This is a genomic window from Neisseria bergeri, from assembly GCA_003044455.1.
Lineage (GTDB): Bacteria > Pseudomonadota > Gammaproteobacteria > Burkholderiales > Neisseriaceae > Neisseria > Neisseria bergeri.
Map to the genome: position 1 here is coordinate 58,169 of POWY01000009.1, position 26,052 is coordinate 84,220.

Annotated in this window: 21 protein-coding genes, 2 pseudogenes and 1 riboswitch; of the genes and pseudogenes, 6 read left to right on the plus strand and 17 right to left on the minus strand. The window is 52.9% G+C overall.

Annotation, left to right across the window (positions count from 1 at the left end; translation table 11 throughout):
• Positions 1–16: 16 nt before the first annotated feature.
• The 9 genes and pseudogenes from DBY86_RS13990 to DBY86_RS09320 form a co-directional block, all read right to left on the minus strand.
• A complete protein-coding gene (locus tag DBY86_RS13990) occupies positions 17–1,258 on the minus strand; it encodes a NeuD/PglB/VioB family sugar acetyltransferase (RefSeq protein ID WP_107819757.1) in 1,242 nt (413 codons plus the stop codon).
• The gene (locus tag DBY86_RS09280; RefSeq protein WP_107819758.1) at positions 1,251–2,417 is read right to left on the minus strand and encodes a glycosyltransferase; all 1,167 of its coding nucleotides are present in this window, start codon (positions 2,415–2,417) and stop codon (positions 1,251–1,253) included. The genes DBY86_RS13990 and DBY86_RS09280 overlap by 8 nt, the downstream gene beginning before the upstream one ends.
• A 19-nt stretch (positions 2,418–2,436) precedes the next feature.
• A pseudogene (locus DBY86_RS14165) lies at positions 2,437–3,508 on the minus strand (glycosyltransferase family 4 protein).
• Positions 3,505–4,926 (minus strand): lipopolysaccharide biosynthesis protein, encoded by a 1,422-nt coding sequence (locus DBY86_RS09290; protein ID WP_061725674.1) that lies wholly within the window; start codon positions 4,924–4,926, stop codon positions 3,505–3,507. The pseudogene DBY86_RS14165 and the gene DBY86_RS09290 overlap by 4 nt, the downstream one beginning before the upstream one ends.
• Before the next feature lie 194 nt (positions 4,927–5,120).
• Positions 5,121–6,224, minus strand: a complete 1,104-nt coding sequence (gene ribD / locus DBY86_RS09295; RefSeq protein WP_061725675.1) for a bifunctional diaminohydroxyphosphoribosylaminopyrimidine deaminase/5-amino-6-(5-phosphoribosylamino)uracil reductase RibD — start codon at positions 6,222–6,224, stop codon at positions 5,121–5,123.
• 31 nt (positions 6,225–6,255) lie between these two features.
• Positions 6,256–6,720: a transcriptional regulator NrdR gene (locus tag DBY86_RS09300; RefSeq protein WP_061725676.1), complete on the minus strand. Its 465-nt coding sequence runs from the start codon at positions 6,718–6,720 to the stop codon at positions 6,256–6,258.
• 28 nt (positions 6,721–6,748) lie between these two features.
• A complete protein-coding gene (locus tag DBY86_RS09305) occupies positions 6,749–7,591 on the minus strand; it encodes a class II glutamine amidotransferase (RefSeq protein ID WP_061725677.1) in 843 nt (280 codons plus the stop codon).
• Between the two features lie 972 nt (positions 7,592–8,563).
• Entirely contained in the window at positions 8,564–9,643 is a 1,080-nt protein-coding gene (aroB, locus tag DBY86_RS09315) for a 3-dehydroquinate synthase (RefSeq protein WP_107819760.1), read from the minus strand.
• Positions 9,644–9,653: 10 nt separating this feature from the next.
• Positions 9,654–10,166: a shikimate kinase gene (locus tag DBY86_RS09320; RefSeq protein WP_107819761.1), complete on the minus strand. Its 513-nt coding sequence runs from the start codon at positions 10,164–10,166 to the stop codon at positions 9,654–9,656.
• Positions 10,167–10,449: 283 nt separating this feature from the next.
• Here DBY86_RS09320 and DBY86_RS09325 point away from each other — a divergent pair, with 283 nt between their 5' ends.
• Positions 10,450–10,704 (plus strand): hypothetical protein, encoded by a 255-nt coding sequence (locus DBY86_RS09325; RefSeq protein ID WP_107819762.1) that lies wholly within the window; start codon positions 10,450–10,452, stop codon positions 10,702–10,704.
• Positions 10,705–10,876: 172 nt separating this feature from the next.
• Here the strand turns inward: DBY86_RS09325 and pilQ are convergent, their stop codons facing one another.
• From pilQ to pilM, 5 genes are read right to left on the minus strand one after another with little or no spacing between them, the layout of a single operon-like run.
• Positions 10,877–13,054 carry a type IV pilus secretin PilQ gene (gene pilQ / locus DBY86_RS09330; RefSeq protein WP_107819763.1) on the minus strand — a complete coding sequence of 726 codons (2,178 nt, stop codon included), beginning with the start codon at positions 13,052–13,054 and terminating at the stop codon, positions 10,877–10,879.
• 17 nt (positions 13,055–13,071) lie between these two features.
• Positions 13,072–13,617 carry a pilus assembly protein PilP gene (locus DBY86_RS09335; RefSeq protein WP_107819764.1) on the minus strand — a complete coding sequence of 182 codons (546 nt, stop codon included), beginning with the start codon at positions 13,615–13,617 and terminating at the stop codon, positions 13,072–13,074.
• A 17-nt stretch (positions 13,618–13,634) separates the two neighbouring features.
• Positions 13,635–14,297 carry a type IV pilus inner membrane component PilO gene (locus tag DBY86_RS09340; RefSeq protein ID WP_107819765.1) on the minus strand — a complete coding sequence of 221 codons (663 nt, stop codon included), beginning with the start codon at positions 14,295–14,297 and terminating at the stop codon, positions 13,635–13,637.
• The gene (locus DBY86_RS09345) at positions 14,298–14,897 is read right to left on the minus strand and encodes a PilN domain-containing protein (protein WP_107819766.1); all 600 of its coding nucleotides are present in this window, start codon (positions 14,895–14,897) and stop codon (positions 14,298–14,300) included.
• Positions 14,898–14,899: 2 nt separating this feature from the next.
• Complete coding sequence (gene pilM / locus DBY86_RS09350; protein WP_107819767.1) at positions 14,900–16,015, minus strand: type IV pilus biogenesis protein PilM; 1,116 nt, start codon at positions 16,013–16,015, stop codon at positions 14,900–14,902.
• 150 nt (positions 16,016–16,165) lie between these two features.
• On the opposite strand from pilM, the gene DBY86_RS09355 reads away from it, so the two are divergent.
• Positions 16,166–18,562, plus strand: a complete 2,397-nt coding sequence (locus tag DBY86_RS09355) for a penicillin-binding protein 1A (protein ID WP_107819768.1) — start codon at positions 16,166–16,168, stop codon at positions 18,560–18,562.
• 120 nt (positions 18,563–18,682) lie between these two features.
• Here the strand turns inward: DBY86_RS09355 and yihA are convergent, their stop codons facing one another.
• Positions 18,683–19,312: a ribosome biogenesis GTP-binding protein YihA/YsxC gene (gene yihA, locus DBY86_RS09360; RefSeq protein ID WP_107819769.1), complete on the minus strand. Its 630-nt coding sequence runs from the start codon at positions 19,310–19,312 to the stop codon at positions 18,683–18,685.
• Between the two features lie 205 nt (positions 19,313–19,517).
• On the opposite strand from yihA, the gene DBY86_RS09365 reads away from it, so the two are divergent.
• From DBY86_RS09365 to tsaD, 4 genes are all read left to right on the plus strand, one after another.
• Entirely contained in the window at positions 19,518–20,141 is a 624-nt protein-coding gene (locus DBY86_RS09365) for a c-type cytochrome (RefSeq protein WP_107819770.1), read from the plus strand.
• Positions 20,142–20,417: 276 nt separating this feature from the next.
• Positions 20,418–22,370: a cytochrome c biogenesis protein ResB gene (locus tag DBY86_RS09375; protein WP_199901084.1), complete on the plus strand. Its 1,953-nt coding sequence runs from the start codon at positions 20,418–20,420 to the stop codon at positions 22,368–22,370.
• Positions 22,363–23,550, plus strand: a complete 1,188-nt coding sequence (gene ccsB, locus DBY86_RS09380) for a c-type cytochrome biogenesis protein CcsB (protein ID WP_107819772.1) — start codon at positions 22,363–22,365, stop codon at positions 23,548–23,550. The genes DBY86_RS09375 and ccsB overlap by 8 nt, the downstream gene beginning before the upstream one ends.
• A gap of 117 nt (positions 23,551–23,667) precedes the next feature.
• Entirely contained in the window at positions 23,668–24,732 is a 1,065-nt protein-coding gene (gene tsaD / locus DBY86_RS09385; protein WP_107819773.1) for a tRNA (adenosine(37)-N6)-threonylcarbamoyltransferase complex transferase subunit TsaD, read from the plus strand.
• 43 nt (positions 24,733–24,775) lie between these two features.
• Here the strand turns inward: tsaD and DBY86_RS09390 are convergent, their stop codons facing one another.
• A complete protein-coding gene (locus DBY86_RS09390) occupies positions 24,776–25,627 on the minus strand; it encodes a lysophospholipid acyltransferase family protein (RefSeq protein WP_107819774.1) in 852 nt (283 codons plus the stop codon).
• A gap of 101 nt (positions 25,628–25,728) precedes the next feature.
• Positions 25,729–25,837, plus strand: a riboswitch (SAM-I-IV-variant riboswitch).
• A gap of 25 nt (positions 25,838–25,862) precedes the next feature.
• Positions 25,863–25,993 (minus strand): annotated as a pseudogene (locus DBY86_RS13105) (IS5/IS1182 family transposase); the annotation flags it as partial.
• Between the last annotated feature and the right edge of the window lie 59 nt (positions 25,994–26,052).

Consider the following 26,052-nt stretch of genomic DNA (forward strand, 5'->3'; position numbering starts at 1 on the left):
GGTGTATTTTAATCGCTTATGCTGTCGAGGTCTCGGGGTTTTTGCGCGGCAGCGGCTTTGCCGGATTGCCCGCGACGGTTATGCCGTCTGAAACGTCGCGTACGACGACTGCGCCCGCTCCAATGGTTGCGCGGCTGCCGATACGGATTTGCTGGCGGCTGCACGCGCCCGTGCCTATCCAGCTTTCTTCGCCGATACGCGTGTTGCCCGACAGGTGCGCGCCCGGGCTGATGTGGACGAAAGCGTCAAGCAGGCAGTCGTGATCGACGGTGGCGGCAGTGTTCACAATCACGCCGTCTTTCAATACGCTGCCGGCCTGTACGACTGCCTGAGCCATCACGACGCTGCCCTGACCGACGGTTGCCGACGGGGAAACGTATGCAAGCGGATGAATCAGGACGGGCAGTTTAAAACCCAATGCGGCGGCGCGTCCGGCGATTTGGCGGCGGATGCGGTTGTTGCCGACGGCGACGGCGATGTCGAATTGTTCGGGCAATAAACCGTTTTCAAGCAGCAGCGTCGTGCCGATGACGGGAAAGCCGTCGATACTGCCTTGTGCGCGGTCGTCCAGAAAAACGATTTCGCCGTATGTGCCGAGTGCGGCGGCAAGGTCGGCAACGACTTTTCCGTGTCCGCCCGCGCCGACGACGGCAAGTTTGCGTTTCCCTGTGAAAGGGGGCATGGTGGCTTCGCCCTGTGCGGAAATCCCTTCTTTAATCAAGACTTTTCTGACTGTCAAAAACAGGATTTTCATATCCAGCCAAAAACTGTAATGGTCGATATACCAAACATCGCAGGCGAATTTTTCGTCCCACGAAAGCGCGTTGCGCCCGTTGACCTGCGCCCAGCCGGTAATGCCGGGTTTCATTTCGTGGCGGCGGTTTTGAAATTCGTCGTACAGCGGCAGATATTGCATCAGCAGCGGGCGCGGGCCGACCAGGCTCATCTCGCCTTTTAAGACATTCCACAGTTCGGGCAGTTCGTCCAAGCTGGCGGCACGCAGTTTTTTGCCGAAATCGGTCAGGCGTTCGCTGTCGGGCAGCGGAATGCCGTCTGAATCAAGCGCGTCGCGCATAGAGCGGAATTTAATCATTTTAAACGGCTTGCCGTCCTTGCCCGGCCGCTCTTGGATGAAGAATACGGGCGAACCCAGATTCTTGCGGATGAGGTACGCCAAAATCAGGAAAACGGGTGAGAGGACAATCAGCCCCGATGCGGAGGCGGCAATGTCGAACAGGCGTTTGAAAAATTTATTCATCAGCTAATCTTTCAATCAGGTTGACGATTTTTTGATAGGCAACGTCGCGCCTGAAGCGGCGGACGATTTCGTCGGACTGAACGGGGTCGTTTTTGCGCTTCAAAATATCTTTGGCGGCTTGAACGAAACCGTCCACATCGCCGGAACGGTAGTTTTCGTGCGGCAGCAGGTTCAAGAGGCTAAGGACTTCGGCATTGTTCTGGCTGTTCAGAATCGGTTTTTGCAAAGCCATATAGTCGGAAAGTTTGTTGGTAACCGACTGCATGGCGTGGCTATGGATGGCGTTGACGGCAATGTCGCACGCTTTGGCAATCGACATCATTTCAGAATAGGGTAAATAACCGTAAAACTTGATGGCGCGGTTTTCATATTGTTTGAGTTTCTCCAAATCGGGTCCTCCGCCCATAATGTGCAATTCGACGTTTTCGCCGTCGTCTAAAAGTTTCCGAACACCTTTGCACACGGTTTCCACGTCATAGCTGTAACTGAGCGTGCCCAAGTAGAAAAGGCGGACGGTTTTGGAGCGGAATCGCGGGGGGGGGGCGATGGCGGCAAAATCCGTACCGATATAGACGGCTTCGCCGGGTACGTTCGGATTGGCTTCTTTGGCGCGGTCGAGATAAGTCTGCGATACGGCAACCAGCGCGTCGGCGCAGCGGTAGGCACGGTTGGCGCGTGAAGCAAAGGGCAGCAGCTTGTGCGGTACTTTTTTCAAAAACGGTACGACCGAGGAGAAAGACTCCGGCCATACGTCCTGTACATCGACAATCAGTTTGTAGCCCAAACGCGCTTTGTGTTTGCCCAACAGCAGGTTGGTGGCAATCAGCGGATAGGCGGAATAGACGATGTCTTGTTCGCCCGGCCGGCAGTTTTTCAGCCATTGCTCAAAATTTTTGACGAAGCGGTAATGGCTGGCAACACGTTCTAAAGACACGTTTTTGCCGTAGCCGCTTTCTTCCAACAGCATGACTTTCAGACGGCCTTGCGAGGCGGCCTCGGCATCTTCGGGCCGTCTGAAGGATTTGTCGTAGTGGCGGAAACGGCTGGTAATCAGTAACACGTCGTGCGATTGCGACAACAGTTCTGCCAGATACCAAAAGCGGTTGAAATACGGTTCGGACGGCAGCGAGCAGTAGGGGGCGACTATGGTGATGTTCATCGGCGGCTTTCAGACGGCATTACATGGTATAGGCGGCCATGGTGGTACGGTAGATTTCGTCGTCGGAACAGAGTGCGGCGACGTGTGCGTGCAGCCTTTTGCCCATTGCTTCGCGCAACAGCGGCTGTCTGACGAGCGTGTCTACGGCTTCGATAAATGCTTCTTCGTCGCCGAAGGGGATGCAGTAACCCGTTTCCCCGTTGACGACCATTTCGGAAATGCCCGCCATATCGTAGGTAACGACGGGCGTGTCGTAAAGTCCGGCTTCCAAGATGTTGTTGCCGACACCTGCGCCGTGGTCGCCCACGCAATGCGGCGTGTTCACCAAAATGTCGATTTCTTTGAAGTAGCCGGTCAAATCGCGTATGCCGCCGAGGAAGGTAACTTTGTCTTCAATGCCCAGACGTTCCGCCTGCATTTTTAAATTGTCCATTTCTTCTCCTATGCCCGCTATGTTGAGGCGGACGGGCATACCGCGGTCAACCATTTCCTTCAAAATATCCAGCATCAGATGCACGGCGCGGACGGTGTCCAAACGGGAAAGCGTGCCGAGTACGGCGCATTCTTTTTCGGTTTTCCGGAAATAAAATTCCGGGGGGGGGGAGTGCGTTGTAGGCGTAGGCAATCCGGCCGGCGGGGAAGCCGTGGCGGATGAGTTTTTCGCGCTCGTGTTTGCAGTTGCCGATGATGTACACGCCCAGCTTGTCGAAGAGTTTGGCGATTTTGGGGTAGGTTGCCGCGTCCAAACCGTGCGAGTGGTAGATGATTTTGGTTTTCGGCGAAACGATTTTGGCGGCAAGGGCGCAGGCTGGAACAACGCGCGCCATTTGGCAGTCGATGATGTCGGGTTGTTCGCGGCGCAGCATCCGGGCGTAGGCAAAGGTGCTTTTGAGGTAGCCGGCAAGCCCGCCCCGGTAAAAATCAACCGGCTGCCAACGGATGCCCGATGCTTGCGCCTCTCCGACAAAAGGCCCGTCCGAAGAAGCAAGGATGATGTCGTGCCCGCGCCGTTTGAGCAGCCGCCCGAGGCGGACGGTGGCGGTTTCCGTGCCGCCCAAGCCCGACATAGAAGTGGTCAGGATGATTTTCATAATGGAAACCCTTGTTTTTTCAAATAATGAAACAGTTTGTGCAAATCTTTCCGGTGGCGCAGGATGCAGCCTGCCAGATATGCCGCCCATACGCCGGCAAACAGGGGGTAGTTTGCCGGCGTGCCGAAGCAGGTGTAGGCCGCCGAGGAGGCCAGGCAGAACAATGTGTGCAGATAAAGCGGCAGGCGTTTGAGCGGCTGCCACAGGCGGCAGGAGCTTTCGGTCTTGAAAGCAAAAAACAGCCAGAATGAGGCGGCACAGGCAGCCGCCGCGCCGCGCGCGCCGCCGGACGGTACGGCAAGCCCCAGCAGCAGCAGGTTTGCCGCCAGCGCGCCCAAGGTGGCAAGTGCGATCGGGCGTGTTTTTCGGACGACGTTCAAACCGATGCCGCTGATTTCTGCCAGCGTGCAAAACAGCGGCGGCAGCATACACGATACGACGATAAACCGGACGGCGGCGTAGTTTTCCGGCAGCAGGAGTGAGGCGAGGGGCGAGAAAATGCCGGTCAGGCAGAGGGCGGCGGCAAGCAGGGCGGCGGCGGATTCTGCCGTTGCCGAGAGACGGGCGGGCGGGGCGTTTTCTTCGATTGCGCGGAAAATATACGGTGTCCAGACCGTTGAAAAGATGCTTTGGAACAATAATGCCGCCCCGCCGAACGAAATTCCCATCGAATAAACGCCGAGCTGTTCCAGGCCGGCATATTTTTTCAGGAACAAACGGTCGGCGGATGCCAGCCCCCAATAGGCGATGCTGCTCAGTGCGATCGGTATGCCGTAGCGCAGCCCCCGGTGCAGGACGGGGCGCGAAAACGGCGCGCGCCGGACGGCCTTCAGACGGCATCGGTTTTGAAACAGCAAAAAGGCGGCGGAGGCAAGGTTTGCCAGCGCGTAAACGGCGGTCAGGACGGCGGTGTTCGCCGGAAAGTGCAGCAGCCCGACCGTCAGCGGCAATAGCAGCAGCAGGGCGAGCTTGGGCACGAGTTGCGCTGACGAAAAGGCAAGGGCGCGCCCTTCCATACGCAAAACCAGTAAGAGAAAGCGGATGGGCAGGAAGCTCAGTTCAAACAGCACCAGCCCGATGCCGGCGGCGGCATCGTCGAGCGAAAACAGGATTTCAGACGGCAGGGACGGGCGGGAAAGCAGCAGGGCGGCTATCGCGGCGGCAGACAGCAGCGGCGGCAGGAACAGGGTTTTGAACAAGGTGTCTTTGTCGGCGGCGGCATAGTATTCGCGGACGTATGCCTGATCCAGCCCGAGGCACAATACCGACACAGTCAGTCCCGCCGCCGTCTGCATCAGCACGATGCGCCCGATGTCGTCGGCGGGGAAATACCACGACAGCAGCGGCAGGATGATGACGGCTAAAACCGCGCTGCCGATCGAGCCTGCCGCGTAGCCGAGGATTTCTTTTGTGTCCATTTTTGATGTCCGGACGGCGGCGGGATTCTGCCTGTGCCGTCTGAAGCCTTTCTTGATCGGAATTTGACGGCTTTCAGTCCGTCGCGGCTGCCGGCGGGGTGCGGCAGTCCGGGTTGCGCTTTTCCGGGCGGGCGGCGGTCTGAACGGGGCCGTTTTTTATCGGCGTTATTATATAGTGAAACGGCGCAAACCCTCTAAAAGGCGTTGCCGTTTTTTCGGAACACTGTTTTGATGTCGTGTCCGAGGATTTCGCTGGAAACGGGTGTCCACAAGGGCGGTGCGGAAAGGGCGGCGCGGTTTTCGGGCAGGGAAAACAGGTCTTTGCCGTTGCCGAGGATTTTGGGCGAACGGTACAGCACGATTTCGTCCGCCAAATCTTCTGCCAAAAATGCGGATGTGAGTTCGGAGCCTGCTTCGACCATGAGTTCCCCTATGCCTTCGTCGGCGAGCAGGTGCAGCAGGCTGTTCAAATCGATTTTGCCGTCTGCCGTTTCAGACGGCATCAGGATGTGGGCGTGTTTGCGATAGGGGCGGAATTTGTCTTCATCGCGTTCCAAGGTGGCGATGTAGGTCGGAGATTGTCCGTCGGTAACCAAATGGCTGTTCGGGGGCAGGCGCAGGCGGCTGTCTAACACGATGCGTGCGGGTTGGCGCAGGGTTGGGAAGTCGCGGACGTTGAGTTGGGGATTGTCCGCCAACACCGTGCCGATGCCGGTCAGCACCGCGCAGCTTTCGGCGCGCAAAACCTGTACGTCGGCACGCGCTTCTTCGCCGGTAATCCAAAAACTGCTGCCGTCTGAAAGGGCGGTTTTGCCGTCCAGCGAAACGGCGCATTTGAGGCGGACAAAGGGGCGGCGGCGTTCGATGCGGGACAGGAAGCCTCGGTTGAGTTCGCGTGCTTTGTTTTCAAGCAGCCCGCATTCTGTTTTGATGCCTGCCGATTCGAGCAGGGCAAGCCCTTTGCCTGCAACCAGCGGGTTGGGGTCGCGCATGGCGGCGACGACGCGTGTTACGCCGGAACGGAGCAGGGCTTCGGCGCAGGGCGGCGTGCGTCCGTAATGGCTGCACGGTTCGAGGGTAACAAAGGCGGTCGCGCCTTGTGCCATTTCGCCCGCCTGACGCAGGGCGTGGACTTCGGCGTGCGGTTCGCCCGCTTTGACGTGGAAGCCCTGTCCGACAATTTGACCGCCGTGTGCGATAACGCAGCCGACGCGCGGATTGGGCGAAGTGGAAAAACGCCCCAAAGCGGCAAGTTGGAGGGCGTTTTCCATCATGGATATATCTGTGTTCGAAAACATAGGGATACCGTATCAATATGGGTTGGGGGAATCAGGCTTTGCGGTCTGTTTTGACGGCTTGCGCCAGCCATGAGGCGAAATGTTCCGGGCTGTCGAAGCGTTTGTGCAGCGCGGCGAAGCGTACGGCGGCTTCCGTATTTTGCCCGAACAGCTCTTCCAGCACGATTTCGACAAGTTCGGATGAGGATATGTCGCGCTGACCCGAAGCGTAGAGCCTGAGTTCCGTCAGGCGGGCGGTTTCGTCGATCTGTTCGGGTGTCAGGGCGGATTTTCGGGCGGCGGCGGTCAGGTCGTTGCGGAGGCGTTGTGCATTGAAGGGCGAACGTTTTTTGTCCGGGCCGATGACGGCGGGCATTTTGAGTTCGGCGGTTTCGAGCGTGCCGAAGCGTTTGCCGCAGTTGGGGCATTGGCGGCGGCGGCGCACGGCGTTGCGTTCTTCCATCAGGCGGGAATCGGCAACTCGGGTGTCGGGGTGGGCGCAAAACGGGCATTTCATGGTATTTCTTCCTGATGCCGTCTGAACGTCAAACCGATACGCCGGCGGCGCGGGCGATTTCCAGACCTTCTTCGGCACTCATATAGACGGGGTTTTCGGGACGGTCGTGCCGGACGATGTTGCCTTCGCGGAACATGACCAGTTCGTTCACGGCAAGTTGGGACCACGTTTCATCGCGCGTCAGCGGCAGGGTGGCGATAACGGCAACGCGGTCGTCCGGCGTGGTTACTTCGGCAAAATCGACCATTACATCGTCGTCGAGCAGGCGTGCCTTGCCGAACGGGGCTTGGCGGACGATGTAGTGCAGCAGTGTGCTGGCGTGGGCAAACAGTGATACGCCGTCGGACAAGACGAAGTTAAACAGTCCGAATTTGCGGATTTCGTGCGTCAGCCCCGCAATCGCGTCAAACAGCGTGTCGTCGTCGGGACGGGCGGCAAAGCGGGTGCGGAGGCGGTTGAGGATGTGGCAGAACGCGCGTTCGGAATCGGTTGTGCCGACGGGGTGGAAAAATTCGTCCTGTTCGGGGAAAAAATCGACCAAATGCCCGTTGTGGGCAAACAGCCAGTAGCCGCCCCACATTTCGCGCATAAAGGGATGGGTGTTCGCCAGCGAGGTTTGACCTTGCGAGGCTTTGCGGATGTGTGCGACGACGTTTTCCGATTTAATCTGGTAGGCGCGTACGAGGTCGGCGACGGGGGAATTTGCACTCGGCTTGTCGTCATGGAACAGGCGCACGCCTTTGCCTTCGAAAAAGCCGATGCCGAAACCGTCGGCGTGGTGGTCGGTAATGCCGCCCCTGCGGCGGAAGCCTTCAAAGGAAAACATAATATCGGTCGGCGTATTGCAGTTCATGCCCAGCAGTTGACACATAGTTTGTCCAAATGATTCAGATGGTCGCAAGTATTCGGATTATACCCCGAACTGAAAATGCCGTCTGAAATACGGCTTGTTCCCCATTATTCCCGCGAAAACGGAAAACAAAGACGGAAACTTAAGATTCCGCCATTTCCGCTCAGGCGGGAATCCGACTTGTCCGGTTTCGGTTGTTTTTCGTTCCGTAACTTTTGAGCCGTCATTTTCCCCATTATTCCCGCAAAAACAGAAAACTAAGAACAGAAACCTAAAATCCGTCATTCCCGCGCAGGCGGGAATCTAGAATTTCAATGCCTCAAGAATTTATCGGGAAAAACCAAAACCCTTCCGCCGTCATTCCCACGAAAGTGGGAATCTAGAAATGAAAAGCAACAGGAATTTATCGGAAATGACCGAAGCTGAACGGACTGGATTCCCGCCTGCGCGGGAATGACGGGGTGTTTCGGGTTGCTGTTTTTTGTGGAAATGACGAGGCTTTGGATTGTGAGGATTTATCCCTTCCGCCGTCATTCCCACGAAAGTGGGAATCTAGAAATGAAAAGCAACAGGAATTTATCGGAAATGACCGAAACTGAACGGACCGGATTCCCGCTTTCGCGGGAATGACGGCGACAGGGTTGCTGTTATAGTGGATTAACAAAAACCAGTACGGCGTTGCCTCGCCTTAGCTCAAAGAGAACGATTCTCTAAGGTGCTGAAGCACCAAGTGAATCGGTTCCGTACTATTTGTACTGTCTGCGGCTTCGTCGCCTTGTCCTGATTTTTGTTAATCCGCTATATTCCGGATAAATTCCTGTGATTTTGAATTTCCGGATTTTCATCTGCGCGGAAATGATGGCGGACAGGTTGTCGTTATTCCGGATAAATCCCTGCGATATGGGATAACCGGATGCCCACTTTCGCGGAGAATGATGATGGAAAGTCATCATCGTGCGTCAAACCCGCGCGGCAACACATCGGTATGGCTAATCAGAGATACGGTTGCAGGGTGCGGCGGAGGATGTCCGTGTCGGTAATTTCGGTGATGTTGGCTTCGCCCAGCCGGTTCAGACCGATAAAGCGCATCACGCCGCCGCTGACTTTTTTATCGTGGCTCATGTGTTCCAGCCATTTTTCAAAGGCAAACACGGGCGGTGCGGACGGCAGTCCGGCGGCTTCGAGCAGGGCGGCGAGCCGCGCGGTATCTGCGGCGGAGGTTTTGCCCAGTTGTTCGGACAAACGCGCCGCCAACACGCAGCCGGCGGCAACAGCCTCGCCGTGCAGCCATACGCCGTAACCCATTTCCGCTTCGACAGCGTGTCCGAAGGTGTGTCCGAGGTTGAGCCATGCGCGTATGCCCTGTTCGGTCTCGTCTTGGGCGACGATGTCTGCCTTCATCTGACAGCAGCGGTACACGGCTTGGGCGAGTTTTTCCCGATCGAGCGTCATCAGTTCGGGCATATGCTGTTCCAGCCATTCAAAAAAACCGATGTCGCCGAGCGCGCCGTATTTGATGACTTCCGCCATACCGGCGGACAGTTCGCGGGCGGGCAGGGTGTGCAGCGTGTCCAGGTCGGCAAGTACGGCTTGCGGCTGGTAAAACGCGCCGATCATATTTTTGCCGAGCGGGTGGTTGATGGCGGTTTTGCCGCCGACGGAGGAATCGACCTGACTCAACAGCGTGGTCGGTATTTGGATGAACGGTGCGCCGCGCTGGTAGGTGGCGGCGGCAAAGCCGACCATGTCGCCAATCACGCCGCCGCCCAGTGCGATGAGCGTGGTTTTGCGTTCGGCGCGGTTTTGCATCAGCCCGTCAAAGATGAGGTTGAGCGTCTGCCAGTTTTTGTGCGCCTCGCCGTCGGGCAGGATGATGCTGAAATGGGATACGCCTGCCTCATCCAATGCCGTCTGAAGCGTGCAGAGGTAGAGCGGGGCGACGGTTTCGTTGGTAATGATGGCGGCACGCCTACCAAGATACGGTTTGAGCAGGCTTCCTGCCTGCGGCAGCAGCCCGTTGCCGATAAAGATGGGGTAGCTGTGCGAAGGTGCGTGTACGTTCAGTGTTTTCATGCGTCGATTTTTATTCGGATAAAAGGTTGAGCAGGGTTTGTATGGTTTGCCGGCAGTTTCCAGATTCGACGGTGAAGTCGGCGGTTTGCCTGTAAAGCGGGTCGCGTGCGGTATAGAGTTCGCGCAATCTGCCTAAGGGATCGGCAACTTGTAAAAGGGGGCGGCTACTGTCGCAGCGCGTCCGTTCGAGGAGCGTCTCAGGTTGCGCGTGCAGATAGACGACCGTGCCGCTTTTGCGGATAAGGGCGCGGTTTTCTTCTTTTAACACCGCGCCGCCGCCGGTGGACAGGACGATATGGGGCAGGATAACCAGCTTTTTGAGCATGGCGGTTTCGCGCGAACGGAATCCCTGTTCGCCTTCCATTTCAAATATGGTGGGGATGGGAACGCCGGCGGCTGCGGCGATTTCGTGATCGCTGTCGTAAAAACGGTAATCCAGCCGCTGCGCCATTTGCCGGCCCAGCGTGGTTTTGCCCGCGCCCATCAGTCCGATGAGGATGAGTTTGTCGTTAAAGTTTTTCATCACGATTCCTTAATGTTTGACACCCCGCCTTTCGGGGCGGCAGGGTTCGGGCTTATCGGGTTACGGCGGGATTTTATACGAAATCGGCAGGGCGGCGATACGTTTGGAAAAATAACCCGACCATCCCGAACCTTTCTGATTTTAAGGAAAAATAAAAGAAATCAGGGAGGTTTTTTATTTCAGGCTGTGTTTTGACAATCCGTTGATTTCACTTATTTGTCAGGAAAAGGCAATTATCTTTGCTTAGGTAAACAATTATCCAGTTGAATACATTGAAAATAATATGTTTATTAATACTATATTCAAACACAGCCGATCAAAAAAACGGATTCCCGCAAAAATAGAAAACAAAGAACAGCAACCTAAAATCCGTCATTCCCGCCTGCGTGGGAATGACGGGGTGTTTCGGGTTGCTGTTTTTTGTGGAAATGACGAGGCTTTGGATTGCGAGGATTTATCCCTTCCGCCGTCATTCCCACGAAAGTGGGAATCTAGAAATGAAAAGCAACAGGAATTTATCGGAAATGACCGAAACTGAAGAGACCAGATTTCCGCTTTCGCGGGAATGACGGCTCAAAAGTTACGAGACGAAAAACAAGCGAAACCGGACAAGTTGGATTCCCGCCTGCGCGGGAATGACGGCATTTCGGGCGCGGCAAAAGCATAAAGAAAGGGCATATGCCGTAAACATATGCCCTTATTTTGCCGCATCAATAGCGCAGGCTGTTGCCGGCCGTATCCATAATCCTCGGGGTAATGAAAATCAGCAGTTCGCGGCGGTTGGTGCTTTTCCCGCGTGTTTTAAAGAGGTTGCCGATAACGGGGATGTCGCCCAACAGGGGGACTTTGGTCAGCGTATTGCCGTTCTCTTCTTCATAAATGCCGCCTACAATCAAAGTGCCGCCGTTTTCAACCATAGCCTGCGTATTCAGGTTTTTGGTTTGGATACACTTGGTCGTCTCATCTTTTACGGTACAGTCGACAGGTGTGTCTTTATTGATTTTGACGGTCATAATGATTTGCCCGTCGGGCGTGATGTTCGGCGTAACGGTCAGCCCCAAGACGGCTTTTTTGAAGGTTGTGGTCGTGCTGCTGCTACCGCCCGAACTTGAAGTGTCTTGGAAGGGGATTTCCGTACCGGATTCGATTTTGGCTTCTTTCCGGTTTTGGGTCAGTACGCGCGGATTGGCAAGCGTTTTGGTTTTTGAAAGCGACTCGGATGCGGACAATTCCAAATTCAACGCGCCGGAGGAAATCGCGCGCACCAGCGAAATGCTGTTTGCGGCAGCGGCAACCGGCAGGTTGATGCTGGTTTGGGCAGACCATTTGCCGTCGCCGCCTTCAAAACCCGAGTTCACACCCCAGCCGAATGCGCGGTCTGCATCTTTCAGTTTTTTCTTGCCTGTCGCGCCGAATTTAACGCCCAAATCGCGCGAGAAGCCGTCTGCCGCTTCGACGATACGCGCCTCAATCATCACTTGTTGCGCGGGCACGTCCAATTCGTCAATCAGTTTGCGGAATTTTTCGATGACGCTGCGGGTGTCGGTAACAATCAGGGTGTTGGTGGCGGGATCGATCAGCACGCTGCCCCTGCCGCTGATAAGCGTGTTGCGGTTTCCGGTCGTGTCGGCATTGTCCAAACGCAGGATGCTGCGGAATTCTTCTACGTTTTTGTATTTCAACTGGAAGTTTTGGGAATACAGCGCACCCAGATCGGCAATGTCTTTTTCTGCCTGCAAGAGGGCTTTGTCTTTGGCAAGCAGTTCGTCGCGGGGCGCGATGTTGACGATGTTCCCTTGCTGGCGCATATCGAGGTTGCGCGCCTGCATAACCAAATCCAAAGCCTGATCCCAAGGTACGTCTTTGAGGGAGAGGGTCATTTTGCCGTTGACGGAATCGCTGGCAACAATGTTCATCCCGGATTCTTTTGCCAAAATCTGCAGGATGGTGCGGACTTCGACATCTTGGAAGTCAAGGGAGATTTTCCGGCCTTTGAAGGTTTTGGGCGCATTGTTCACGCCGCCTGACTCGAGGTTTTGTTTTTTCGGCAGGACTTGGAAGGTAAAGTATCCGGGCGCGGCGGATTTGTTGACGAGTTCCCAGTTGCCGACTGTTGTGATAATCAGCTGGGTGTCGTTATTGAAGCGTTTCAGCGTAACCTTTTGAACCGGTGTTTTGAAGTCTGCCACATCCAAACTGCGTTGGAGCGCGGTCGGCAGGGTATGGTTTTTCAGCGTAACGATGATGTGGTCGCGCTGTTGGCTGATGTCGGGCTGCCCGGCAAAGCCTAATGCCGCCAATTCGATAATGCCGGCATTTTTGCCGTCTTTGCGGAAATCGATATTGGTTTGTTTTGCCTGTACAGCCGCCGTTTGTTGTGTTGCGGGGCTGAATGGGGCGGATACGGATACTACGGACTCGGTAAACGGCGCGGCAGCCTGTTGTTTTGCCGGTGCGGCAGGCGCGGCTTTTACGGCGGGGCGGGTGGGGGCGGATGTGGTATCGTCCGATTCGTTGATGAGAATCCAAACTTCATTTCCGCGTACTTCGGTATTGTATTGGCCCGGTTTGTTCAGATTCAGAACCAGACGCGCACGGCTGCTGTTTTGTGCGGCACTGATTTTGCTCAACAGAGGGTCGGCATACTCGAGTACCTGTTGATCCATGGAAATGCCGGTTTGTTCAAAGTCCAAGGCGATGCGGGCCGGTGAGGAGGTTATGAAGCCGGTCGGGTTGACAACTTCTTTGTCAAAGCTGACTTTGACGATTTTCTGTTTGTTGGGCAGGGAGGAGACTTTGATGTCTGTAATGTTTCCTGCCGATGCCGTCTGAAAGGCGGCGGTTGCGACAAACAGGCCGGAAATGATTTTTGTCAGTTTGGTATTCATATGGATTAATCCCCTTCTTAATTTTGTTCTGCGGCGGGTGCTGCCGCTTGTTCGGTGTTTTTGTCGGAAGCGTTCAGAGGCAGTTCCGCCCTGCGGGAAACCCAGTTGCCCGTACCGTCTTCGATTAATTCGTTCAAAACGATGCTGTCGTCGGTAATGCTTTGGATTTTACCGTAATTTTGCCCCAAATAGTTGCCGATGCCGACTGTGTAGACATAACCGTCGGCTTCAACGAAGCCGGATACTTTCTGACCGGACTTCACAATGCCGACATAGCGTATGTTTTCCAGGCTGAATTTTTCCAGCGTTTCTTTAATACGCTTGGTGTCGGGGGCGTTACCCCCTTTTTTGGCGGCTTCCATTCGGTGGAAATCGAAAGCGTTGGGTCCTGTCGTCTGAGGGGGGCTGTATACCGGCGCGACCGGCAGGGTCGGTGCTTGGAAAGGTATGATTCCTGCTTTGGCTTCCTGCTGTGTCTGAGCCATCCACCCGTTCAGGTCTTCAGCATCTTGGGAACAGGCGGATAGGGCGGCAAGGCTGATGAATAAGGCGTAATATTTCATGGTTTCCCTAACATAAGTTATTTTTGTTCGGCATTTTGTGCCGCTTCTGCAGCCTGCTGTTGTGCGGCAAGTTCTTCTATGGATTTTGCCTTATAGGTAGTGGCAATGGCGCTGAGGTTCAGGATGTTGCTTTTGCCGTCCGCCCCCCCTCCGTTTTCGGAGGATTGGGTGATTTTGAGCGATTCAAGGGTGATAATCCGCGAAAGGCTGCCGACATCGCGCGTGAACTGGTTGATTTGATTGTAGTTTCCAGTAATGGAAATGGAATAGGGCAGCCTTTGTATCGGACCGTCGTCAACAGGCGGCTGCGGTATGACGCTGTCCAAGCGCAGGCCGTTGCTCGAACCCGCCTGATGAAGCTCTTGAACCAGATTGGGAATTTCGGAATCGGTCGGAAGCTGTTTCAGCATAATGTTGAAGGCGGATCGGATGGCGGCAAGCTCTTCTTTCAGGTTGTCCAAACTGGCCGCGTCGATACTTTTCTGTTTGTAGGTGTTTTTCAGTTCGGTTTCTTTTGCTTCATATTCCTCAAGGGATTCCATCTGGCTTTTGAACAATCCGGCATAACCGAGCCCCAGCATGGCGGCAACGACCAGCAGGGCGATAAAAAGCCTGGCAGGAAGGTTGAGCAGGTGAAGATTGTTGAGATCCAAGTTGGTTTTAGATGATTTAGAAGCCATTCAGTTTGCCTCCTGTGCATTTCCCGAAGCCGGATTCTCTTTGGATTCGGCCGCCTTTACGATAGGTTGTAATGTTGCCTGAAGGGTAAATTCTTGATACGAATTGTTTTTCTTGATGCTTAATAATTCGGGTTGCTTGAATATGCCGGTATTAGGCATCGCCCTCATCATGGCGGCAACGCGGTTGTCGCTGGATGTCCTGCCGTTGAGCCGGTAAGAGTCGGCGGTAACGGCATCCAGCGAGGTCAGGTAGGTGCTTTCGGGGACGGCCTCATTCAGGCTGTCGAGGATTTTTGCGGCTTGGAGGCGTTTGAGTTGGAGTTCCTCGATTTTGTTTTTCTTAATCAGGAAGGCATCTTTTTCCTGTTTGAGCTTTTGTATTTCCGACAGCTCGGTATCCAAGTGTGCGATGGAGGTTTCCAGCAGCGTGTTTCTTTCCGACTGGTTATTGATCATGTTGTCGATAAACAGGTAGGTTGCCGCAACGGCGGCAACGCCCGTCAGCACGGCGCCGTACATCAGCATTTTAAACTGCTGCTGTTTGCGCTTGTCCATCTCTTCCCTGTAGGGGAGGAGGTTGATTTTGATTAAATTGTTCATAATTATAATCCCCGTACCGCCAAACCGAACGCCCTGGTCAGTGTCGGCGCATCAAGTTCGAATTGTTGTTTGTCTGTTTTGAGGTCGTCCGCAAAATAACGCGCGGGATGGACGCATTGTACATCCGCATTGGTTTGCGAGGCGACGGTTTGGGCGATGCCTTCCTGGCGCACCGCTTCCCCCGTCAGCAGGATATGCTTGATGTCGGTCATATCGTCTGCGGTCTGCGTGGTGTAATAAAACTGCAAGACCCTTTGTATTTCTTGGGTAATCTGCTGGTTGAAATGGTCTGCCACTCTTTCTTGGTAATCGGAAGGTTTTTGCGGGGAGTTGATGATTTCTTCCGCTTTTTCTTCTGTCACCTGATAGGTGCGCTGGATGAGTTGGTTGAGCTGTTCTTCGCTGACGGAGGTTTCCTGTTTGTATAGGATTTTTCCGTCTTGGATGACCAAGGCGTAGGTTTGTGCGGCATATACGCCGAAAATGGCGACTTTTTCGGCTGCAAGTTCGGGGGCGAAATGGTTTATCCACAGCGCGTAGGCGTTGTATTGCCCGAAAATGTCCACATCAAGCGCGGATAATTTCATACCGGCGGCGTTGAATGCGTCAATCAGTGGTTCGATTTCATCCTTTCTCGATGCGACGGCCAAAACAGCTTCGCCGGCGGCCGATTGGGACAAGACCTGATAGTCGTAATTGGCTTCTTCGAGCGATATCGAGCTGACTTCGGAGATGGAGGACTCCACGAACCCCTGCAGATCCAATTCCGCATCTTTGGCCGTGTAGGTCAATTGTTCGATGGTTGTCAGATTTTGCGGGACGGATGCGATGATGTTTTTGCACGAAGCACCCAGTTCGGCATAGGCTTGTTGCAAATATGTAACAAGTTGATCGTAATTTTGAACTTTGTTGCCTTGGACAATATTTTTCGGCAGTTTGACAATAATGTATTTTTCCAATTGGATTTGGTTTAAACTACGTCCTGACAATTGGACCATTTTGATGGAATGTTGGTCGATGTCGACGCCGATTGCCGTGCGGTTATTGAGCCCTGAGGATTTCTTTGGGGGCTTGGCATCTGTTTTTTTAGGGTTTTTCAAGCTGTTAAACAAGCGCATGATGAAGTTCCTACTTTATTTGTACAGTGAGTAACCGTTTCGGTATCCGTAATGGATTTCTTGTTTTTTACACGTTGAAACTGTGCTTTGTAGAAATCGGCTGCTATTTTACTTTATTTAATACCGATAATGGTAAATTATCATTCAGCTATGATTAAAAAGATTATAACTACCTGTTTTGGTTTGGTTTTGGGATTATGTGTATTTGGAGTGGGGCTGGTTGCCATTGCTATTTTGGTAACGTATCCGAAACTGCCGTCTTTGGATTCTTTGCAGCATTACCAGCCTAAAATGCCGTTGACTATTTATTCGGCGGATGGAGAAGTCATCGGTATGTATGGGGAGCAGCGGCGCGAATTTACAAAAATCGGCGATTTCCCCGAGGTGTTGCGGAATGCGGTTATCGCCGCCGAGGACAAACGCTTTTACCGGCATTGGGGGGTGGATGTTTGGGGTGTTGCCCGCGCTGCCGTCGGCAATGTCGTGTCCGGCAGCGTGCAGTCGGGTGCGAGTACGATTACGCAGCAGGTGGCGAAGAATTTTTATTTGAGCAGTGAAAAGACATTTACACGGAAGTTCAATGAGGCGTTGCTTGCTTATAAAATTGAGCAGTCTTTGAGTAAGGATAAAATCCTTGAGCTGTATTTCAATCAAATTTATTTGGGTCAGCGCGCTTATGGTTTCGCGTCTGCTGCGCAAATCTATTTTAATAAAGATGTCAAAGAGTTGACTCTGGCGGAAGCCGCCATGCTGGCGGGGCTGCCTAAGGCTCCATCTGCCTATAACCCTATTGTTAATCCGGAACGAGCCAAGTTGCGTCAAAAGTATATTTTGAACAACATGCTTGAGGAAAAGATGATTACCTTGCAACAGCGCGATCAGGCGTTGAGTGAGGAACTGCATTATGAGCGGTTTGTCCAGAAAATTGATCAGAGTGCTCTATATGTTGCAGAAATGGTGCGTCAGGAACTGTATGAGAAATATGGTGAAGATGCCTATACGCAGGGTTTTAAGGTTTATACCACGGTCCGTACCGATCATCAGAAAGTAGCAACAGAGGCGTTGCGTAAAGCGTTGCGGAATTTTGATCGCGGCAGCAGTTATCGTGGTGCGGAAAACTATATCGATTTGAGTAAGAGTGAAGATGTCGAAGAGACTGTCAGCCAGTATCTTTCGGGACTTTATACCGTCGATAAAATGGTTCCCGCTGTCGTATTGGATGTGACTAAAAAGAAAAATGTCGTCATACAGTTGCCCAGTGGTAAGCGGGTTACGCTTGACGGCCGTTCCTTAGGTTTTGCAGCCCGCGCGGTCAATAATGAAAAAATGGGAGAGGACCGTATCCGCAGGGGTTCGGTTATACGTGTTAGGAACAATGGCGGGCGTTGGGTAGTGGTTCAAGAGCCGCTCCTGCAGGGTGCTTTGGTTTCCTTGGATGCCAAAACCGGTGCGGTGCGCGCGCTGGTCGGCGGTTATGACTTCCACAGCAAAACATTCAACCGTGCCGCCCAAGCTATGCGGCAGCCGGGTTCGACATTTAAGCCGTTTGTTTATTCGGCAGCTTTATCTAAGGGTATGACTGCCTCTACAATGGTTAACGACGCGCCGATTTCTCTGCCGGGGAAAGGGCCGAACGGTTCGGTTTGGACACCTAAAAATTCAGACGGCAGATATTCGGGATATATCACTTTAAGGCAGGCACTGACGGCTTCCAAAAATATGGTTTCCATCCGTATTTTGATGTCTATCGGTGTCGGTTACGCGCAACAGTATATCCGGCGTTTCGGCTTCAAACCGTCCGAGCTGCCTGTCAGCCTGTCTATGGCTTTAGGTACGGGCGAGACGACACCGTTGAGGATAGCGGAGGCATACAGCGTGTTCGCAAACGGGGGTTATAGGGTTTCTTCGTACGTCATCGATAAAATTTATGACAGCGAGGGCAGGTTGCGCGCACAAATGCAGCCTTTGGTGGCGGGGCAAAATGCGCCTCAGGCAATCGATCCGCGCAATGCCTATATTATGTATAAGATTATGCAGGATGTCGTCCGCGTCGGTACGGCAAGGGGCGCGACCGCGCTGGGCAGGTCGGACATCGCCGGTAAAACGGGTACGACCAACGACAATAAAGATGCGTGGTTTGTCGGGTTTAACCCCGATGTGGTCACTGCCGTATATATCGGTTTTGACAAACCTAAAAGTATGGGGCGTGCCGGTTACGGCGGTACGATTGCCGTTCCGGTTTGGGTGGACTATATGCGTTTTGCGTTGAAAGGAAAGCAGGGCAAAGGGATGAAAATGCCTGAAGGTGTGGTCAGCAGCAATGGCGAATACTATATGAAAGAACGTATGGTAACCGATCCAGGCTTGATGCTGGACAACAGCGGTATTGCGCCGCAACCTTCCCGACGGGCAAAAGAAGATGATGAAGCGGCAGTAGAAAAAGAACAGCAGGGAAGGTCTGACGAAACGCGTCAGGACGTACAGGAAACGCCGGTGCTTCCGAGCAATACGGATTCCAAACAGCAGCAGTTGGATTCTCTGTTTTAAAGACTCCGCAAAATGCCGTCTGAAAAGTCTTTCAGACGGCATTTTAGATTTGGCAGTGGCAATTTTTTAAATGTTTGCGGTCGGTCAAGTGGGGGAAATACGGTTTCCGTATAATTGGGGTCAGTTTTCCTCTGGAGAGGAAGCGGCGGCATCTGCTGCGTCAAACCAGCTTCCGACAGTTCGGTTGGTCTCGTCAATACCTTGTTTTTTCAGGCTGGAAAACAGCTGTACGCTGATGTTTTGCCTGTCGGAATAAGGTTTGAGCAGTTTTTTGACTTGGGACAGGGTTTTTATCTGTTCGTTTTTGGATAATTTGTCGGCTTTTGACAGAAGGATGTGAACCGGTCTGCCGGTCGTGTGGAAAAAGTCCAGCATACGGATGTCGAGTTCTTTTAAAGGATGGCGGGCATCCATAATCAGAATCAGACCGATAAGCTGTTTCCGATGGCGGAGGTAGTCGCCGAGCAGATTGACCCAATGTGCGCGTACCGCTTCGGGGACTTGGGCATAACCGTAGCCGGGCAAATCGACCATAAAATTGCCGTTTTGCAGCTCGAAAAAGTTGATATGCTGCGTCCGTCCCGGTGTTTTTGAAACGTAGGCAAGACGGACATGGTTGGTCAGGGTATTGATGGCACTGGATTTTCCGGCATTGCTCCTGCCGACAAAGGCAATTTCGAGCGATGTGTCCGGCAGGTCTTTGAGATGGTTTACCGTCGTGAAGAATTTGGCGTTTTGAAAAAGGTTCATGGGCATATCCTTGTTTTTCCGCCGCCGTTTGTCCGACAGCAAAATATGCGGTTGGTTTTATGTGAAACACAGTAGTAATTTAATGTAAATTTAGTATAGAATATCACGTTTGCAGAATCATCGGTTTTAATCGGGTCAAAAATCCCGTATTTGAATATAAAAAGAGCATTGTTGCGTTATCCAATGCTGTAATCAGGAGCACTCCATGAAACGATTGACTTTATTGGCCTTTGTTTTGGCTGCCGGTGCGGTTTCCGCATCTCCCAAAGCGGACGTGGAAAAAGGCAAACAGGTTGCCGCAACGGTTTGTGCGGCTTGCCATGCAGCAGACGGTAACAGCGGCATTGCGATGTATCCGCGTTTGGCGGCACAGCATACTGCTTACATCTATCATCAAACCATCGGCATCCGTGACGGCAAACGCACCCACGGTTCGGCAGCCGTGATGAAGCCGATGGTAATGAATTTGAGCGATCAGGATATTTTGAACGTATCCGCGTTCTATGCCAAACAACAGCCGAAATCGGGTGAGACGAATCCGAAAGAAAATCCCGAATTGGGTGCGAAAATCTATCGCGGCGGTTTGAGCGATAAAAAATTGCCGGCGTGTATGTCCTGCCACGGTCCGAGCGGTGCGGGTATGCCGGGCGGCGGAAGCGAGATTCAGGCTTATCCGCGTTTGGGCGGCCAGCATCAGGCATATATTGTCGAACAGATGAATGCCTACAAGTCCGGTCAGCGCAAAAATGCCATTATGGCGGATATTGCAAACCGTATGTCTGAAGAAGATTTGAAAGCGGTTGCCAACTTTATCCAAGGTTTGCGTTAATTCCGCAATAGTCTGTTTTAGAGGCCGTCTGAAAAGTTTTCAGACGGCTTCAGACAATTCTGCGATAAGTTTTTTCAATCGCAACCGTTGGAATCGATGCAGGCTGTCTTCATTGTCTTGAAATAAAAAGCATCAAGACAGTAGAATCGGGGCGTTGTTTTCTGTTTGCCCAATTCTGCTTTCCCATATTCCTGATGGCGGAATAAACACACAATGAGTAAATCCCGTATATCTCCCCCACTTCTTTCCCGTCCGTGGTTCGCTTTTTTCAGCTCCATGCGCTTTGCGGTCGCCTTGCTCAGTCTGCTGGGTATTGCATCGGTTATCGGTACGGTGTTGCAGCAAAACCAGCCGCAGACAGATTATTTGGTCAAATTCGGACCGTTTTGGGTGCAGATTTTTGGTTTTCTGGGACTGTATGATGTCTATGCTTCGGCATGGTTCGTTGTCATTATGCTCTTTTTGGTCATCTCGACCAGTTTGTGCCTGATTCGCAATGTGCCGCCGTTCTGGCGCGAAATGAAGTCTTTTCGGGAAAAGGTTAAAGAAAAATCTCTGGCGGCGATGCGCCATTCTTCGCTGTTGGATGTAAAAATTGCCCCCGAAGTTGCCAAACGTTATCTGGAGGTGCAGGGTTTTCAGGGAAAAACCATTAACCGTGAAGACGGTTCGGTTTTGATTGCAGCTAAAAAAGGCACAATGAACAAATGGGGCTATATCTTTGCCCATATTGCTTTGATTGTCATTTGTTTGGGCGGTCTGATAGACAGCAACCTGCTGTTGAAGCTGGGTATGCTGACCGGACGGATTGTCCCGGATAATCAGGCAGTTTATGCTAAGGATTTCAAACCCGAAAGTATTTTGGGTGCGTCCAATCTCTCATTTAGGGGCAACGTTAATATTTCCGAAGGGCAAAGTGCAGACGTAGTTTTCCTGAATGCTGACAACGGAATGCTGGTTCAGGACTTGCCTTTTGAAGTCAAACTGAAAAAATTCCATATCGACTTTTACAATACGGGTATGCCGCGCGATTTTGCCAGCGATATTGAAGTAATGGACAAGGCAACCGGTGAGAAACTCGAGCGGACCATACGGGTCAATCATCCGCTGACCTTGCACGGTATTACCATTTATCAGGCAAGCTTTGCGGATGGTGGTTCGGATTTGGCATTTAAGGCGTGGAATCTGGGTGATGCTTCGCGCGAGCCTGTCGTGTTGAAGGCAACCTCCATGCGGCAGTTCCCGTTGGAAATCGGCAGGCATAAATACCGTCTTGAATTTGATCAGTTTACTTCGATGAACGTGGAGGACATGAGTGAGGATGGGAAACGGGAAAAAAGTCTGAAATCCACGCTGAACGATGTCCGCGCCGTTACTCAGGAGGGTAAAAAATACACTAATATCGGTCCTTCCATCGTGTACCGCATTCGTGATGCGGCAGGGCAGGCGGTCGAATATAAAAACTATATGCTGCCGGTTTTGCAGGAACAGGATTATTTTTGGATTACCGGCACGCGCAGCGGTTTGCAACAGCAATACCGTTGGCTGCGTATTCCTTTGGACAAACAAGGGAAAGCGGACACTTTCATGGCATTGCGCGAGTTTTTGAAAGATGGGGAAGGGCGCAAACGTCTGGTTGCCGACGCAACCAAAGACGCACCTGCCGAAATCCGCGAACAATTCATGCTGGCGGCAGAAAACACGCTGAACATCTTTGCACAAAAAGGCTATTTGGGATTGGACGAATTTATTACGTCCAATATCCCGAAAGAGCAGCAGGAGAAAATGCAGGGCTATTTCTACGAAATGCTTTACGGCGTGATGGACGCTGCTTTGGATGAAACCATACGCCGGTACGGCTTGCCGGAATGGCAGCAGGATGAAGCGCGGAACCGTTTCCTGCTGCACAGTATGGATGCCTATACGGGGCTGACGGAATATCCCGCCCCTATGCTGCTCCAGCTTGACGGGTTTTCGGAAGTGCGCTCTTCAGGTTTGCAGATGACCCGTTCGCCGGGTGCGCTTTTGGTCTATCTCGGCTCGGTATTGTTGGTTTTGGGTACGGTATTTATGTTTTATGTGCGCGAAAAACGGGCGTGGGTATTGTTTTCAGACGGCAAAATCCGTTTTGCCATGTCTTCGGCCCGCAGCGAACGGGATTTGCAGAAGGAATTTCCAAAACACGTCGAGAGTCTGCAACGGCTCGGCAAGGACTTGAATCATGACTGAACACTATAAAACCCTTCCGGAACACGAGCTGCTGGTTCGAAAGTCTTTTATCCGTAATTTGAATATTTGGGATTGGGTGTTTGCCGCGCTGGTTTTTGCGGGTACGGTTTTCGTACAGACCCGTTCCGGTATGCATATGGACATTTACGAAACGGTCATGTTGTGGGCGAGTGCCGGTATTGCCGTGTTTTTGGGTTGGTTTTTCAAACCGATGCGCTGGTTTGTGCCACTGTGCATATTGTTTGCTTATGCTGCCGTCGGTTTGTACGGAGGCGACATCAAATCGGCAGAGATTTTCCTGTTGCGGTATTTCCTCAGCAGCCAATCGGCGATTATGTGGCAGTGTGCTTTTGTCTTCTTCGCCCTGTTCGCCTATATTTCGGGCGCGGTTTTGGCAAGAGTAAAAAATGTGCCGACCAACACGCTGTTGGGTATGGGAACCGTGTTTGCATGGGTGTCTGCCGTAGCGGGCTTTACCGGTCTGCTGGTACGTTGGCACGAAAGCTACCTGCTCCGTCCCGATGCCGGGCATATCCCCGTGTCCAACCTTTATGAAGTCTTCATCCTGTTTCTGGTCATTACCGCGCTGATGTATCTGTATTACGAGGGCAAATTCGCCGTACAGAAATTGGGCGGCTTCGTGTTCGGCTTTATGGCGGTCGTGGTTGGATTTGTCTTGTGGTACAGCGTGTCGCGTGAGGCGCATACCATCCAGCCGCTGATTCCCGCGCTCCAGTCTTGGTGGATGAAAATCCACGTTCCGGCAAACTTTATCGGTTACGGCGCGTTTTGTATTTCCGCGATGCTCGGTATTGCCGAACTGGTTTCCCTGCGTGCGGAAGAAAAAGGCGGAAAACTGTGGCTGCCGCCGTCGGCATTGATCGACGAGGTGATGTATAAGGCGATTGCCGTCGGCTTTCTGTTCTTTACCATTGCTACCATTTTGGGTGCGCTGTGGGCGGCGGATGCTTGGGGACGCTATTGGAGTTGGGATCCGAAAGAGACGTGGGCGTTCATCGTCTGGCTCAATTACGCCGTTTGGCTGCATTTGCGGCTGGTGGCAGGCTGGCGCGGCAAAGTGCTGGCGTGGTGGGCGATTATCGGTTTGTTCGTAACCGCATTTGCCTTTATCGGCGTGAATATGTTTTTGAGCGGGCTGCATTCTTACGGAACGCTTTGAATCAGGCAGAATATGCCGTCTGAACGGTCTTCAGACGGCATGTTCCGTTTTGGGGATACGGCAGTCGTGCCGAAATCCGCTAAAATATGTTTTTCAGTTTTTAGACGGCATCAGACCATGTTGGTATTAGGAATCGAATCTTCTTGCGACGAAACAGGCGTTGCGCTGTACGACACTGAACGCGGATTGCGGGCGCATTGCCTGCACACTCAAATGGCAATGCACGCCGAATACGGTGGGGTTGTGCCGGAATTGGCAAGCCGCGACCATATCCGCCGCCTTGTTCCGTTGACTGAAGGCTGTTTGGCGCAGGCGGGCGCATCGTATGGCGACATTGACGCGGTTGCCTTTACGCAGGGGCCCGGTTTGGGCGGCGCGCTGCTGGCGGGTTCGAGCTATGCCAACGCGCTGGCTTTGGCATTGGACAAGCCTGTCATTCCCGTCCATCATTTGGAAGGACATCTGCTGTCGCCGCTGTTGGCGGAGGAAAAACCTGACTTTCCTTTTGTCGCGCTGTTGGTTTCGGGCGGGCATACGCAGATTATGGCGGTCAGGGGCATAGGCAACTACGAGCTTTTGGGCGAGAGCGTCGATGATGCGGCGGGCGAGGCATTCGATAAAACGGCAAAATTGCTCGGATTGCCGTATCCGGGTGGCGCAAAGCTTTCCGAACTTGCCAAATTGGGCAGCCCCGATGCCTTTATTTTCCCACGCCCGATGATTCATTCCGACGATTTGCAGATGAGTTTTTCGGGATTGAAAACCGCTGTTTTGACTGCCGTTGAAAAAGTGCGTGAGGCAAACGGTTCGGAAACCATACCCGAGCAAACCCGCAACGACATCTGCCGTGCGTTTCAAGATGCGGTGGTAGATGTGTTGGAGGCAAAAGTGAAAAAAGCCCTGTTGCAGACGGGATTCAGGACGCTGGTTGTGGCAGGCGGTGTCGGTGCGAATTGGAAGCTGCGCGAAACGTTCGGCAACATGACGGTGCAAATCCCGACCCCCAAAGGCAAGCCGAAACATCCGTCCGAAAAAGTCAGCGTGTTTTTCCCGCCGATGGCATACTGCACGGACAACGGTGCCATGATTGCCTTTGCAGGCGCGATGCATTTGAAAACGGGTAGGGAAGCCGGTGCATTTAATGTACGCCCGCGCTGGCCGTTGTCTGAAATCGTCAAATGACAAAATGCCGTCTGAAACCTGTTCAGACGGCATTTCCATATGTTTACGGCGTTTTGTAGCGGTTGTACATAAACAGATACTGCGTCGGAAAACGGCGTATCCAATATTCGGTATTGCGGTTGAACACGGCGGCATCATGGGCTTTGTCGCCGTTCAATTCCCCTTGGACGGGGCGGATGTGCAACACAAAGCCTTGTCCGTCGGGCAGGCGTTCGCAGCAGAAAAACAGGGTTTTCACGCCTTTGACGTTTGCCAATCTTGCCGCCAGCGTCATCGTATAGGCAGGTTTGCCGAAAAAGTCCGCCCATACGCCTTCCCCGCCTTCTTGAGGGGAGGGGACGTGGTCGGGCAGGACGATGGTTGCTTCGCCCGCACGCAGGGCCTTGATGATTTGTTTGACCCCTTGCATGTCGGTGGGCGCGGTTTTACCTTTGCCGCGCACCCTGCCTGCCTGCATCACTTTGTCTATCGCTTTGATTTTCGGCGGTTTGTACATGGCGGTCAGCGGGAACGGAAGCTGCTGGCTGATGTAGCGTCCGCCCAAATCGTAGCTGCCGATGTGCGGCGTGATGAACAGCAGCCCTTCGCCCTTATCCAAAGCCTGTTGCACGTGTTCCCAGCCGTGTACCGATTGGAACAGCGTTTCGATGTCTTCCGGCTTTTTGAAAAACGCGGGGGCGAGTTCCAAACCGCATTTTGCCGTTTCCGCAAAAACGGCTTTGACCGTCTGCGTGTCGGGGTTCAAACCCGCCTGACGCATATTGGCAATAATGCGTGCCCGGTCTTCTTTACGCAGGTAAAACGCCAGATGTCCGAGGAAAACACCTAATTTGTGCAGAAAGGGCAGGGGCAGCAGGGAAAAGGATTTGAGCAGGGCGGTCAATAAGGTGTACATAGCAGGGGGTGAAAGGGGGAAACAGCCCGAATTGTAAACGAAAGATGCCGTCTGAAAAAGGGAACGGCTTGCGGTGGAAAGGCTTTTCTGCTAACATCACCCGCTTGCATCAAGAGTTGGGAATTCCATGCCAACCTGCTTTTCAAAAGGAAAAGTAAGGTGGACGGTTGAAAAGCTGATGTGGCCGCAAAGGCAATCCAAACCCGCTTGATGCGGGAATTTTTTTGCCTGTAAGAAACGTACGGGCAGAGATTCCAAAGTATAGTGGATTAAATTTAAACCAGTACAGCGTTGCCTCGCCTTGCCGTACTATTGTACTGTCTGCGGCTTCGTCGCCTTGTCCTGATTTAAATTTAATCCACTATACCATTTAAATGGGAATGTTTCTCAACTGGATGGCACGAATAGGGAAATTTTGCTATATT

Bases quoted from the DNA above. Each gene is read 5' to 3' on its own strand.
- DBY86_RS13990 (WP_107819757.1), bottom strand. From the start codon at position 1,258: ATGAATAAATTTTTCAAACGCCTGTTCGACATTGCCGCCTCCGCATCG.
- DBY86_RS09280 (WP_107819758.1), bottom strand. From the start codon at position 2,417: ATGAACATCACCATAGTCGCCCCCTACTGCTCGCTGCCGTCCGAACCG.
- DBY86_RS09290 (WP_061725674.1), bottom strand. From the start codon at position 4,926: ATGGACACAAAAGAAATCCTCGGCTACGCGGCAGGCTCGATCGGCAGC.
- ribD (WP_061725675.1), bottom strand. From the start codon at position 6,224: ATGTTTTCGAACACAGATATATCCATGATGGAAAACGCCCTCCAACTT.
- DBY86_RS09300 (WP_061725676.1), bottom strand. From the start codon at position 6,720: ATGAAATGCCCGTTTTGCGCCCACCCCGACACCCGAGTTGCCGATTCC.
- DBY86_RS09305 (WP_061725677.1), bottom strand. From the start codon at position 7,591: ATGTGTCAACTGCTGGGCATGAACTGCAATACGCCGACCGATATTATG.
- aroB (WP_107819760.1), bottom strand. From the start codon at position 9,643: ATGAAAACACTGAACGTACACGCACCTTCGCACAGCTACCCCATCTTT.
- DBY86_RS09320 (WP_107819761.1), bottom strand. From the start codon at position 10,166: ATGAAAAACTTTAACGACAAACTCATCCTCATCGGACTGATGGGCGCG.
- DBY86_RS09325 (WP_107819762.1), top strand. From the start codon at position 10,450: ATGTTTATTAATACTATATTCAAACACAGCCGATCAAAAAAACGGATT.
- pilQ (WP_107819763.1), bottom strand. From the start codon at position 13,054: ATGAATACCAAACTGACAAAAATCATTTCCGGCCTGTTTGTCGCAACC.
- DBY86_RS09335 (WP_107819764.1), bottom strand. From the start codon at position 13,617: ATGAAATATTACGCCTTATTCATCAGCCTTGCCGCCCTATCCGCCTGT.
- DBY86_RS09340 (WP_107819765.1), bottom strand. From the start codon at position 14,297: ATGGCTTCTAAATCATCTAAAACCAACTTGGATCTCAACAATCTTCAC.
- DBY86_RS09345 (WP_107819766.1), bottom strand. From the start codon at position 14,897: ATGAACAATTTAATCAAAATCAACCTCCTCCCCTACAGGGAAGAGATG.
- pilM (WP_107819767.1), bottom strand. From the start codon at position 16,015: ATGCGCTTGTTTAACAGCTTGAAAAACCCTAAAAAAACAGATGCCAAG.
- DBY86_RS09355 (WP_107819768.1), top strand. From the start codon at position 16,166: ATGATTAAAAAGATTATAACTACCTGTTTTGGTTTGGTTTTGGGATTA.
- yihA (WP_107819769.1), bottom strand. From the start codon at position 19,312: ATGAACCTTTTTCAAAACGCCAAATTCTTCACGACGGTAAACCATCTC.
- DBY86_RS09365 (WP_107819770.1), top strand. From the start codon at position 19,518: ATGAAACGATTGACTTTATTGGCCTTTGTTTTGGCTGCCGGTGCGGTT.
- DBY86_RS09375 (WP_199901084.1), top strand. From the start codon at position 20,418: ATGCGCTTTGCGGTCGCCTTGCTCAGTCTGCTGGGTATTGCATCGGTT.
- ccsB (WP_107819772.1), top strand. From the start codon at position 22,363: ATGACTGAACACTATAAAACCCTTCCGGAACACGAGCTGCTGGTTCGA.
- tsaD (WP_107819773.1), top strand. From the start codon at position 23,668: ATGTTGGTATTAGGAATCGAATCTTCTTGCGACGAAACAGGCGTTGCG.
- DBY86_RS09390 (WP_107819774.1), bottom strand. From the start codon at position 25,627: ATGTACACCTTATTGACCGCCCTGCTCAAATCCTTTTCCCTGCTGCCC.